This is a genomic window from Flagellimonas flava (assembly GCF_050617915.1).
GTDB lineage: Bacteria > Bacteroidota > Bacteroidia > Flavobacteriales > Flavobacteriaceae > Flagellimonas > Flagellimonas flava_A.
The window spans coordinates 266,287-277,858 of the sequence record NZ_JBODQE010000002.1 but is presented as its reverse complement, the minus strand read 5'-3'; the positions used below and the strand labels follow the sequence as shown (position 1 = coordinate 277,858).

The window sequence follows — 11,572 nt, the reverse complement described above, 5'->3', positions numbered from 1 at the left end:
TGAAATCGGACTAAGGAAAAAAAATTGCACACGAAGCCATATCTTTGTAAAAACTTGCAGCATGGAGAAGGAGAAATCCGAGGAGTTTTATTCACGTCTAAAGGAACAATTGTTGGAAAACAGCAGTTGGCCATCCAAGTACCTCTATAAGTTTATTGTGCCCACTGACGAGGATAAAATAGAGCAGATCAATACCATATTTGATAATACAGGAGCGGTGATTGAATCCAAGAAATCCAAAAAAGGAACTTATACCAGTATCTCCATTACGGTACAGTTGGAAAGTCCGGATGCCGTGATTGCCAAGTACAAGGAAGTTTCCCAAGTAGAGGGGGTAATATCGCTTTAAGTCACATTGCCATAATTTTTAGTATTTTGCGGACGTTATAGGATAGACTTCCCGTTAGTTAATTTCAATAAACCTATTAATTTGAATTCAGTAGACAACTTAGAATATAATACGGAGCGTCCAAAGCTTCACATTCCCGAGTATGGCCGTCATTTTCAAAAAATGGTGGATCATGCCGTTTCCATTGAAGATCGAGAAGAGAGAAACAAAATTGCCAAAGCCATTATAAGTGTTATGGGCAATCTGCAGCCCCATTTACGGGATGTTCCCGATTTTCAACACAAACTTTGGGATCAGCTGTTTATCATGTCCGATTTTAAATTGGATGTGGATTCCCCGTTTCCGATTACCTCCAAGGAAACCTTGCAACAACGACCGGAACCTTTGGAGTATCCACAGAACCATCCCAAGTATCGTTTTTATGGAAACAACATCAAGCGTATGATTGATGTGGCCATAAAATGGGAAAAAGGCGATATGCGTTCAGGTTTGGAATATGCCATTGCCAACCACATGAAAAAGTGTTATCTCAATTGGAACAAGGATACGGTAGAAGATCCGGCCATCTTTGCTCACTTAAAAGAATTGAGCGACGGTCAAATTGATTTGGCTCCGCATGGTGAAAACCTTACGGACAGTGGTCAATTCCTGAAGAACCGTTTGGCCAAGTCCAATAGGAATGGCGGTAGCAACAAAAAAGGGCAGAGAAATAACAGAGGCAAAAAACGGTATTAATTCCTTAGGTATCCATGGGAACATTTCGAATAGAGGGTGGACACCAATTGCATGGTGCAATTACACCCCAAGGGGCAAAGAACGAAGCACTGCAGATTCTTTGTGCGGTCTTGCTTTCGGCTGAAGAAATAACCATTAACAACATTCCTGACATTGTAGATGTCAACAAGCTTATTGCCTTATTGGAAGACCTGGGTGTCAAAATCCAAAAAAAGGGCAAGGGCAGTTATACTTTCAAGGCTGACGATATTAATCTGGATTATCTTCAGACCGATCAGTTTAAGCAAGATGGACGTGGTTTAAGAGGTTCCATTATGCTGGTTGGCCCACTTTTGGCCCGTTTTGGAAAAGGATATATTCCTAAACCGGGTGGGGATAAGATAGGACGTAGACGACTGGATACCCACTTTGAAGGATTTATTAAACTGGGGGCTAAGTTCCGATACAACCGCGAGGAGTATTTCTATGGGGTAGAGGCTGATAAGCTCAAAGGAACCTACATGCTTTTGGATGAAGCTTCCGTTACGGGAACAGCCAATATTGTAATGGCTGCGGTACTTGCAGAAGGAACAACCACAATATACAATGCAGCTTGTGAACCATACCTTCAGCAATTGTGTAAGATGCTCAACCGTATGGGTGCCAAAATCTCTGGGATTGGCTCCAACTTACTGACTATTGAAGGAGTTGATGAATTAGGAGGAACCGAGCACACCATGTTGCCAGATATGATCGAGATTGGTAGCTGGATTGGCCTAGCCGCAATGACCCGTAGCGAATTGACCATCAAGAATGTGAGCTGGGACGATTTGGGTCAGATTCCAAACGCCTTCCAAAAACTGGGAATCCAGTTGGAGCGCAGGGGAGATGACATCTATATTCCCAAGCACGAAAACGGATACGAAGTACAGAGTTATATTGATGGGTCTATTTTGACGATTGCGGATGCACCTTGGCCAGGATTGACACCTGACTTGTTGAGTATTTTGTTGGTTGTGGCCATCCAAGCCAAAGGCGAGGTGGTTATCCATCAAAAAATGTTCGAAAGCCGACTATTCTTTGTGGATAGGTTGTTGGATATGGGTGCCAAGATCATTCTTTGTGATCCTCACCGAGCCACAGTGATTGGACATGACTTTAAATCCACCCTGAAGGCCACCAATATGGTTTCTCCAGATATTCGGGCGGGAGTATCTCTCTTGATAGCGGCCTTGTCCGCCAAGGGTACATCAACTATCAACAATATTGAGCAGATAGACCGTGGTTACGAGAACATAGACGAACGTTTACGAGCCATAGGTGCCAAGATTGTTCGGGTCTAAGCCTTTTCAGACTGTGTCCTGAACTCCTTGGGCGACATTCCAGTATACTTTTTAAAAGTGGTGGCAAAATATTGGGACGTACTGAATCCCAGGTTATAGGCTACGTCAGTTATTGAATTGGATTTTAGCAGTTCTTCTTTAGCACGTTCAATTTTTAATCGGTTGATGTAGGCCTTGGGTGGAGCCCCAAAATGTTGTTTGAACCAACTTTTAAAGTAAGCGGTGGAGAAATTCACAAGTTCCGCCAGCTCATCTACATAGATAATCCGATGGATGTTTTTGGCAATAAATTCTTGAATAACCTTTGATCTTTCCGAAGGAACCACAATTTGTGCCATCTGGGACAATTCAAGAGTTTCCAACAGCAGTTGAACCAATATTTGGTTGGTGGTGAGTTGTACAAGGGTGTTCTGTTCCATTTCAAGCTGACCAACAAGTTTTTGCAGGAGATTCTTTTGGCTTAAAGCACCTCTAAAAACATGTCCGGTATTTTCATGCAGTGATGTAATGAGATAATCCGACTGATCTTTTGGAAGATGAAAGAGTCGGCCTTTGGTGTGATCTGTATGGATTTGCAGCCAGTACAATTCCCCAATATCTTCAGGATAAACCCCAGAACTATGGTCCTGGTTGGGAGGTACAATCAAGATGTCGTTGCCTCGAAGTTTTAGCAAGTTATCCCCCAATTCATAATATTGTTGACCCCTAATGCAATAACAAATTTCCAAAACGTCCTGGTGCTGGTGAGCTTCAAGAGTAGGTTCCACGCTGCGGTAATGGTAATATCCCAAATCCATGAACCTTGGATAGCCAAAATCCGGCAGATGAAACACTTTGCGTTTATTTGTTTGATTTTGCATGAACTTGTTCAAAAAAATAAGGTCATACGAATTTAGAAGACTTTTTTCAGAAATCCCATTTAATTTGAATCGTCAAGTATAAACCATAAACCAATGAAAGAATTGTTTTTAAAACAAGGCTATGCCAAATTAGACCGTCTGATACCAAACTCAGAGGTGGAGAATCTAAGGGGCTTGTATGATGATCTGCTTCAGGATAAGGAGCGCACCCTGGGATTACGAAGTGATTTGGGCGGGGGAGAAGGAGGTACAGTGGAAAAAATCACTCAGATTATGCGCCCCAGTATGGTTGAACCCAAACTCACTGAAACTATTTCCTATCAACTGGCCTTGGATCATGTAAAAGATATGTTAGGTGGGGATATGGAGCTCGATTTCGATATGCTCATCAACAAAGCCCCTCACACCAACACTCCAACACCTTGGCATCAAGATGCCGCTTATTGGATCAAGATGCCTGACAAACGATCGGCCAGTTGTTGGATATCTTTGGATGAAGTCTACGAAGAAAACGGCTGTATGTGGTTCATTCCCAAAGACGCAGATACCATTTTACCCCATAAGCATTATACCGAAGGTGGTGCCTTGCATTGCGAAACAGACGGAAAGAACGCCGAATGTATTCCCTTAAAACCTGGAGGCTGTACTTTTCATGACGGCTTTACTCTTCATTTTAGTAAAGGCAACACCACAGATTCGCATAGGCGCGCATTAATTCTTAATTTCAGGCCTAAGGCGATGATCCAGTTGGAGCGGGAGCAAGGTGTGGATCATACCGGGGAACGAAAAGTACGGAACAAATAGTCTATGGAAATAAAATGGATTTATCCCAGGTGGGGGAGTGCCCACTTGGATTGGAAAGCGTTTTTGGGCAAAGTCAAGGAACATGGCTATCACGGCGTGGAAATAGATTTACCGTTTGGTCAGGAAAGGAAAGAAATCGCGGCCATGTTAACCGATTTTGAGCTGGACTTTGTGGGGCAGCATTGGCAAACCCAGGAAGTAGATCTTGCAAAACACAAGGAGGAGTACAAACGTCATTTGCTCAATTTAGCCGAAGAAAAGCCTTTGTTGATCAATTCCCACACGGGACGGGATTTCTTTTCTTTTGAACAGAATTTGGAGCTAATCAAACTCTCAGAAGAGGTTGAGGAAGATACAGGTGTTCCCATTGCTCATGAAACCCACCGATCACGATTTCCCTTTGCGGCACATGTTTGTAAGCAATATTTGCATGAAGTGCCATCATTAAAGTTGACCTCAGACCTTTCCCACTGGTGCTGTGTGGCGGAAACCCTATTAGACAACCAGCAAGAAGCAGTGGATTTGGCCATAAAGCGTACCTATCACATCCATGCTCGGGTGGGATCCTCCCAAAGTCCTCAGGTGATTGACCCTAGGGTTGATACCTATAAAGAAGAATTATCCCAATTTAAAAACTGGTGGAAAGCGATGCTGAACAATGCTCAAGCGGCTGGTAGACCTTATGTCACCATAGCTCCCGAGTATGGCCCCTTGCCCTATGCCTTGCAACATCCTCAGACAGGGGATTTGTTGGGAGATCAATGGGACATAAACCAGTTTATCCGAAAAGAAATCGAAGATTTATGGAATTAGTTATGGCTCCAATTGTTGGGGTCATCGCTATCGTTGGGTGACAGCCCCAAGATATCCCCCTGGGTATCCACCCCTAGGCCTACCACACTTCGGTTTACATAATTGAAATAACTGACCACTTGATTGACTTCCAGGATTTCACCTTCGGTGAAGCCCACTTCACGTAGGCCTTCAATGTCTTCCTTGGTGATATCTGTATGGTTCAGGGTAAGTTTTTTTGCATACCTGCTACCCCCATAAAATTTGCTTGAAAAGAAGTCCGATAGGGTGTTCTTTAGGACAGCTTCCTTGAAAGTGTCTGCTCTGGAATCATCGCCCAATAATCTTTTAAAACCCTCAAAATGATGCTCAAAACAATAATCGCACTGGTTGAGGTGGCTCACATAAGTGCCTAAGGCTTCCAAATACCATTTGGGCAAGGTGTTGTTGGAATTATGGAGCACATTTTTATAGAGCGCCATGTGACCCACCAAGGTGTGTGGCCGTAAACTGTGGATGAGCAATACGTTGTCCACATTGTTGTTGGGGCCTTTGACACGGTCATAAATTCGTTTAAGTTCCTTGTTGGCCTCTTCGTAGGCGATAACTTTGATCCAGCTCATTAATACATGGTGTTGGGGTTGGCAGATTCTTTTGGAATTTGCTGGATGGCATCCCAATGCTCACAGATTTTTCCATTTTCATCAAATCGGAAGAAGTCCATGGTCACGTATTGGTCATTGCCTGGCCAGGTTTGGTGGGTGTGCAAGGCCACTAAATTGCCTTCGGCTATGCAACGCACAAATTCAATGGATTTCTCAGGATACTCAGCCTGCATCCGTTCAAAATAATTGATAAACCCTTGGGTGCCATCGGCCACATCTGGGTTGTGCTGGATGTATTCCTTTCCAATATATTTTTCAACTGCCCCTTTTGGGTCGCCCATATAGGCCGTTTTGTAAAAGGCAATGGCGTTTTGTTTGTTTTGTTCCAGATTCATGTTTGTTGTGTTTATTTGTCGTCAGTTCGAGTAGGTTTTCGATAGAAAACCATATCGAGAACTCATTTGACCAAGCCCGTCAATTCGAGTTTTTCCAAAGGAAAAGTATCGAGAATGAGGGTTTTGGCATATAAAATTCTTGTTTTCGATACAATTTTTTCAGCAATAGACTGAAAAAATCACTCAAACTGACGAATTTCAAGAAATAAGCTGTCAAAGAATATTTCTAATATCCGTCCAATTGATCAATTGAATGTCACCCCTGGTGATTTGAGCCTTGGCAAAATCGCTGGTAAAGAAATCAAAATCTATCTGCCGCCATTCCGAACCAAAGTTGGGATGGTTCACCGTAACCCCCTGCATTTCCTGTTCGTCAAAAGCTGGATGAATCAAGATCACATTGAAACCCTCAACCAAGTCATCAAACACACCCGCGTAATAGTCCCATAACTGACCCTTTTCAAAATACGAAATATCCCCAATGTGGACTTTGTCCACTGGAATGGCCTCGGGTTTTATCGGGCTACTTTCATCTAGACCCACCATATCAGATAATTCTCGACTACGCTGCACAGGAAGCTGGTAACGTTGTCCCAGTTCCTTATAGACTTCAAACAAATCAGGGCGACTTCCCACACTGTACATGTGCGAATCCAAATGGGAAGGGGAGAGACCATAGGCGAGGAACTTTTCAATCTGGGCAGAGAGTTCCTTGCGGACATCTTTGGCCGTGGCATGTTCCCGAACTTGTTCCCGTTTTTTATAGAAATGCCCATTGGAATCTACCAAGGAGGGCACTTCCTTAACGGGCAATACAGGGCCAAACTTATAGTTTTCCCATTCGCAAGTGAGGGTAAGGTGCACCCCATGGTCAAACTGAAGATTTTGTTTTGTCCACCGCGCCATTTCGTAAAACCAAGGGCAGGGCACCATTATGCTACAGGAGTTTACAATACCATTTTGCAAAGATTGCATGGTGGCCATATTCTCTGAATGGGAGAGTCCAGCATCATCGGCATGGATCATTAAAAGTTTGGTGTTTGCTGGAAAACCGAGTTTTTGTGCTAGATTCATTCTACTTCGATTTAGTAGAAACTAAAAGCTCACGAATATCCACATCAAGGAATTTTGCAATCTGGTACAAATTTTCAACCGAAGGTTGTACATCATTGGTGCACCAACGTGACACCGTGGATTCAGTTTTGTCAAGATGCTTCGCAAGAGTTTTAGATGCGACGTTGTTCTCAGCTAAAACTGCTTTTAAGCGATTGTAGTTTATTTTATCCATTGGAATAAGTATGGCAAGATATGCTAAATATAAAGCCTCTGAAACTTATTGCCAGTATTGAAAATTGCCTTTTTATGTAAATTTATTTCGCTTTTAAATAATATTATTTGCAATAAATTATTATTTATTATATTTTCGATTAAATTAATCTTCGTCCCAAAGCAATTATCATGAGCAAAAAAATGACCAAGGCCGACTTGGAGACCCTTGTTGAAGCACAACAGAAAAATCTAAGTATGATGCACGGGCTTTTTATATCCCTTAGACAGCAAAACGAAATCTTGTACCATACCAATGTAAAGTTACGGGAGGAGGTTTTGGAGTTGAAGGAGAAAAGGTAGAGTTCGGAATATATTAAAAATCAAATCTGAGTTCGGATTGGATAATTTCGAATTCCAAAGAATTGAACTTCTCCATTTTCATTTTTTGGTGGGTTAACTCTCCAATTAATATAAGTGGACTTTGTTCATATCCGCTTCCGAATTCAACGTCAGTACGAAATATGCCTTCTTGCAACGGTGTATTGTCCTTAATAAATATGGGTGTTGCACCTACTACTGAGTCATGCCTTTTACATTTTTCTTGATAATCAATGAACTTGGTATGTCTCTTTTCAGTATCGAACAATACTTCATTGGACGATTTAAATAGATACAAACCCTTTTGTGAAGGAACAGGATAAAAACTTAAACCATCATATTGATTACGTAGGCAAAAATCTCTAAATTTTTGACTCACAATCAAAGCTGAATCATAAGTAAACGAAAAATCAAAACTAGAATTGGAAACCTTGAATTCTTCACTCAAGTAGTTCTGTCGATTTTTCACATAGTCTAGAACATCGCAAATTTTTCTCCCATTTCCGATTGGATACAAATGAGAACCATTATCTGGACCAAAGAGGCCATAACCTAAAATCAATGTTTTATTGTTAAATTAATCAGTTAGTAAATTAGCTTATTAAGCACATTGGAACATTGATTATTTCTCCACCAAACTCCCATCAGGGTATTGGGCAAACCGTCCTTTATCCTGATCATGCACATTATCGGGGTAGGGCCAGGGCCAGCCACCAAACTGAGTCAAACGGTATTCCTCCATAGCTTGCTGGATTTCCTCTTCAGTGTTCATTACAAAAGGGCCATATTTGGCCACGGGCTCATCTATAGGTTGCCCTTGCAGCATTAAAAAATGAGCTTTCTCAGAACCGATTTTGATGGTCACTTCTTGGAAGGGGTCTAATGCAATTCCAAAATTTGGGTTCACCTTTCGGTCACCAATATAAATCTCCGAACCTTCGTAGAAATAGAGTGTCCGTGTGGCCAAGGAGCTAATTTTAGGCAAGGTATATTCCGTTTTGGCATCCACATGAATGTTCCAAATGGCCACTTGATGCTCGCTTTTGGCCGCCCATGAATTGGGCGCGGGGTCATTGGCTTGGGTGCCCTTGTAGTTCCCTGCAATCACTTTTATCTGGGCGTTGCCCTCGTCAATAACGGGAATATCCTCGTGCCAGAGCATCTTAAAATGGGGTTCCACAAACTTATCGGCCTTGGGCAGGTTCAACCAAATTTGGAACAGCTCCAAAGGGTTGTCCTTATCGGTATTGAGCAAAGGGAACATTTCGGAATGTTGTACTCCACGGCCTGCCGTCATCCATTGCACATCGCCTTGACCAAAGCGGCCAGCTGCACCCAAGGAATCGGAATGGTCACAGAAGCCTTTGTTGACTATGGTGATGGTCTCAAATCCGCGGTGGGGGTGGTACGGAAAACCTGGAATGGTTTGCCCGTGGTACATGCGCCAGCCATCTTTAATGGTAAAGTCGTTACCGATATTTCTACCTTCCAACAGTTTTGGATCTGGGCCCAATTCTCCGTTACCCGTTGGGTAATGATCCAAGTGGTACACACAGAATAAAAAGGGGTCTTGGGTCTGCCAAGGGAAGCCCAAGGGGAATGTTTGTAATATAGGATCTGGCATAGATTATTTTTTTGGTTCAATTGTCTTCTTGAGCGTGAGCGAAAGATCTCAGCTAGGATTAGTTCTCGACTCCGCTCGAACTGACATCTGATTCAATTTCTTACCCAAATTTAATCATGTTTTGCATCATTGATTTCAATCCAATAGCCCTCAGGGTCTTGGAGGTATATTTGAAGAACGCCATCCGTACGATGATCGCTAATGCGTCCCTCTTTTCCCTTCCAGTCATAAAAGGACACTTCCTTTTCATTTAAATGCGTTATGAGGTCTTCCAATTTTTGAGTAGACAGGCACAGGTGCAAGCTCTTGTCCCTTTCAAAATCCTTGAAATCTTCCTGAATCAAATGTAATTGGGTATGGCCGGCAATTCGAAACCAACGACGATTGGGATTGTTTCCAGGAAATGGAATTTCTTCCAGATTTAGAACGTCCCGGTAATAATCGCCCATGACCGCAATGTCCTTTACGGGTATGGCCTTATGGTCAAACTTAAAGTCAAAACCCGTTTTGGGAGCTGCCTTGAACTGGGTTTTTAGATACTTCTGTTTCCATTCCCCATCTTCATAACTGCCCACCGTAAGATTATAGGTGTGATCATCCACATATTCCCAATAATCAGTTACTGCGGATTCACCATAGGCATAGGTATAAATGATGTCCTTGCCTTTGGCAATGACCGTTCCTTCGGTTACTCCTCCAAAAACATCAAATTCCCAGAACTTTATGGTTCCAGAACCTTTGTCGTATTTACGGATGCCATGATTTCTAGGCCCATAGGTAGTCCGTTCTTGGTTGGTATGCCCATCTGCCTCTGCAATTACAAGTACGTTGTTTATATCGTATCTATAGGTGATGTCCTGTTTAAAGACAGAGCCATCTCCCCAGTTTCCTTCCGCACTCCAAGTTTTTCCAATTAAGGGGTCAAACATGGATAAGGGGTTGTCCTGTGCTTGCAAGTGTAATAAGCCTGCAAAAAGCAGGCTTAAAATTGTGATTTTCTTCATTTGATTTTAATTGTTTCCGATAGGGGGAGGGCCATCTATCATGGCCTCATATTTTTCATCCCCTTTTCGGGTCTTGAATTCTTCTTTGACCTTGGTCACCAATTTAGGATTTTCGAACAAATCTGCCATGGTCATGGCCATAGCCTTGGTAGCATAGACCATTCCTTTGTGTCCAATACTCATTCCACCACAGGCTACCACTGCCCAAGAATGCCAAGGAGTGTCTTTGGGAGCCACGGTAACACTTAGATTGATATTGGGAACATTCCAGCTTACATCTCCCACATCTGTGGAACCACCGCCAGGAAATTCTTCTGTTTCCTTTAAGGGTTCAATTTTGCTGTCCATACCCACTTCGGGCTTGCCCGTGGCCTTTTGGATTCCTTTGCCAAAGGCAATTTCTTCCTCGGTATAGGTGATAGGGCCTAGCAACTCCAAATTTTTCTGCATGATTTCTCCTCCAGTGCGATTAACCAGCATCTCATAGATTCCAGAAACCAAGGAAATCTTGTAATCTACATCGGCCATGATGGCAGCACCTTCGGCCATTTTTTTCACGCGCTCATAGGTAGGGAGCATTACCTTTCTTTTGGGGTCGCGAACACGTACCCAAATCTTGGAATAATCAGGAACCACGTTTACCACCTGTCCGCCATCCTGAATATGGTAATGGATTCGGGAGGTAGGTTTAATATGTTCCCTGTAGTAATTCATCCCTGTAGTGTACAGTTCAAGCGCATCCGAGGCACTGCGTCCGTTCCAAGGGTCTGCAGAGGCGTGCGCCGCCTGCCCATAGAACTCGACAATAAAATCAATCAAGGAAAGACCACTTTGTACATCGGCTTCAATATTGGCTCCAGGATGCCAGCTCACGTTTACGTCCACATCGTCCCAAAGTCCAGCTTCTACCATCCAAACCTTGGCAAAATACTTTTCTTCGGCAGGGGTGCCCAAAAACTTAACGGTGCCTTGGAGTTTACCAGATTCAATTTGTTCCTTTATAGCGATGGCAGCGCCCAAACTGGCCGCACCAAACATATTGTGTCCACAACCGTGGCCTGGAGCACCATCAATTCTAGGATCTTTGGTAGGAACCGTCTTTTGGGAAAGGCCTGGGAGGGCATCAAACTCACCTAAAACACTAATGATAGGCTTACCTGAGCCATAGGTGGCCGTAAAGGCCGTTGGGATATCCGCCACCCCACGAGTGACTTTCAATCCATTTTTTTCAGCATAGGAAGCAAGTACCTCTGCGGATTTTGATTCATTGAAAGCAGTTTCTGCATATTCCCAAATGGAATCACTAAGCTTGATAAGATTTTCCTTATGGTTTTCCACTGATGCGACAATCGCCTTCTTGGTGGAGTTCATTTTTTGGGCGCCTAGGCTCATCGAGAATAATCCGAGGAGTAGGAGGGTTGAGATTTGTTTCATT

General features: G+C 43.1%; 15 protein-coding genes. 6 read left to right on the top strand and 9 right to left on the bottom strand.

Translation table 11 applies throughout. The annotated features are described in order from the left end of the window. Positions 1–61 precede the first annotated feature (61 nt). The 3 genes from ACRHOZ_RS07030 to murA all read left to right on the top strand — a co-directional run bounded on the left by ACRHOZ_RS07030 (position 62) and on the right by murA (position 2,406). On the top strand, positions 62–349 hold the full coding sequence (locus tag ACRHOZ_RS07030; protein WP_431123883.1) for a DUF493 family protein: 288 nt from the start codon (positions 62–64) through the stop codon (positions 347–349). Between the two features lie 81 nt (positions 350–430). Beyond that, complete coding sequence (locus ACRHOZ_RS07025) at positions 431–1,084, top strand: DUF4290 domain-containing protein (RefSeq protein ID WP_431123880.1); 654 nt, start codon at positions 431–433, stop codon at positions 1,082–1,084. Between the two features lie 14 nt (positions 1,085–1,098). Continuing rightward, positions 1,099–2,406 carry a UDP-N-acetylglucosamine 1-carboxyvinyltransferase gene (murA, locus tag ACRHOZ_RS07020; RefSeq protein ID WP_431123877.1) on the top strand — a complete coding sequence of 436 codons (1,308 nt, stop codon included), beginning with the start codon at positions 1,099–1,101 and terminating at the stop codon, positions 2,404–2,406. On the opposite strand, the gene ACRHOZ_RS07015 is transcribed toward murA, so the two are convergent. Next, positions 2,403–3,266: an AraC family transcriptional regulator gene (locus tag ACRHOZ_RS07015; RefSeq protein WP_431123874.1), complete on the bottom strand. Its 864-nt coding sequence runs from the start codon at positions 3,264–3,266 to the stop codon at positions 2,403–2,405. The two genes, murA and ACRHOZ_RS07015, sit on opposite strands and share 4 nt — an antisense overlap. Before the next feature lie 93 nt (positions 3,267–3,359). On the opposite strand from ACRHOZ_RS07015, the gene ACRHOZ_RS07010 reads away from it, so the two are divergent. Then, the gene (locus tag ACRHOZ_RS07010; RefSeq protein ID WP_431123871.1) at positions 3,360–4,070 is read left to right on the top strand and encodes a phytanoyl-CoA dioxygenase family protein; all 711 of its coding nucleotides are present in this window, start codon (positions 3,360–3,362) and stop codon (positions 4,068–4,070) included. Positions 4,071–4,073: 3 nt separating this feature from the next. Then, complete coding sequence (locus ACRHOZ_RS07005; protein WP_431123869.1) at positions 4,074–4,883, top strand: sugar phosphate isomerase/epimerase family protein; 810 nt, start codon at positions 4,074–4,076, stop codon at positions 4,881–4,883. Here ACRHOZ_RS07005 and ACRHOZ_RS07000 read toward each other — a convergent pair. The 4 genes from ACRHOZ_RS07000 to ACRHOZ_RS06985 all read right to left on the bottom strand — a co-directional run bounded on the left by ACRHOZ_RS07000 (position 4,880) and on the right by ACRHOZ_RS06985 (position 7,150). Further along, positions 4,880–5,485 carry a carboxymuconolactone decarboxylase family protein gene (locus ACRHOZ_RS07000; RefSeq protein ID WP_431123867.1) on the bottom strand — a complete coding sequence of 202 codons (606 nt, stop codon included), beginning with the start codon at positions 5,483–5,485 and terminating at the stop codon, positions 4,880–4,882. The genes ACRHOZ_RS07005 and ACRHOZ_RS07000 overlap by 4 nt on opposite strands. Beyond that, complete coding sequence (locus ACRHOZ_RS06995) at positions 5,485–5,862, bottom strand: nuclear transport factor 2 family protein (RefSeq protein ID WP_431123865.1); 378 nt, start codon at positions 5,860–5,862, stop codon at positions 5,485–5,487. Before ACRHOZ_RS06995 ends, ACRHOZ_RS07000 begins: the two co-directional genes overlap by 1 nt. A gap of 213 nt (positions 5,863–6,075) precedes the next feature. After that, positions 6,076–6,936 (bottom strand): polysaccharide deacetylase family protein, encoded by an 861-nt coding sequence (locus ACRHOZ_RS06990; RefSeq protein WP_431123862.1) that lies wholly within the window; start codon positions 6,934–6,936, stop codon positions 6,076–6,078. A gap of 1 nt (position 6,937) precedes the next feature. After that, positions 6,938–7,150 (bottom strand): helix-turn-helix transcriptional regulator, encoded by a 213-nt coding sequence (locus ACRHOZ_RS06985; RefSeq protein WP_431123860.1) that lies wholly within the window; start codon positions 7,148–7,150, stop codon positions 6,938–6,940. Positions 7,151–7,320: 170 nt separating this feature from the next. Between ACRHOZ_RS06985 and ACRHOZ_RS06980 the strand changes: the two genes are divergently transcribed. Then, a complete protein-coding gene (locus tag ACRHOZ_RS06980; protein ID WP_431123858.1) occupies positions 7,321–7,491 on the top strand; it encodes a hypothetical protein in 171 nt (56 codons plus the stop codon). A 13-nt stretch (positions 7,492–7,504) separates the two neighbouring features. Here the strand turns inward: ACRHOZ_RS06980 and ACRHOZ_RS06975 are convergent, their stop codons facing one another. The 4 genes from ACRHOZ_RS06975 to ACRHOZ_RS06960 form a co-directional block, all read right to left on the bottom strand. Continuing rightward, positions 7,505–8,071: a hypothetical protein gene (locus ACRHOZ_RS06975; RefSeq protein WP_431123855.1), complete on the bottom strand. Its 567-nt coding sequence runs from the start codon at positions 8,069–8,071 to the stop codon at positions 7,505–7,507. 60 nt (positions 8,072–8,131) lie between these two features. After that, positions 8,132–9,133 (bottom strand): pirin family protein, encoded by a 1,002-nt coding sequence (locus ACRHOZ_RS06970; protein WP_431123852.1) that lies wholly within the window; start codon positions 9,131–9,133, stop codon positions 8,132–8,134. Positions 9,134–9,243: 110 nt separating this feature from the next. Next, the gene (locus ACRHOZ_RS06965; protein ID WP_431123850.1) at positions 9,244–10,137 is read right to left on the bottom strand and encodes a VOC family protein; all 894 of its coding nucleotides are present in this window, start codon (positions 10,135–10,137) and stop codon (positions 9,244–9,246) included. Positions 10,138–10,143: 6 nt separating this feature from the next. Then, complete coding sequence (locus ACRHOZ_RS06960; RefSeq protein WP_431123848.1) at positions 10,144–11,571, bottom strand: amidohydrolase; 1,428 nt, start codon at positions 11,569–11,571, stop codon at positions 10,144–10,146. Position 11,572: the final 1 nt, after the last annotated feature.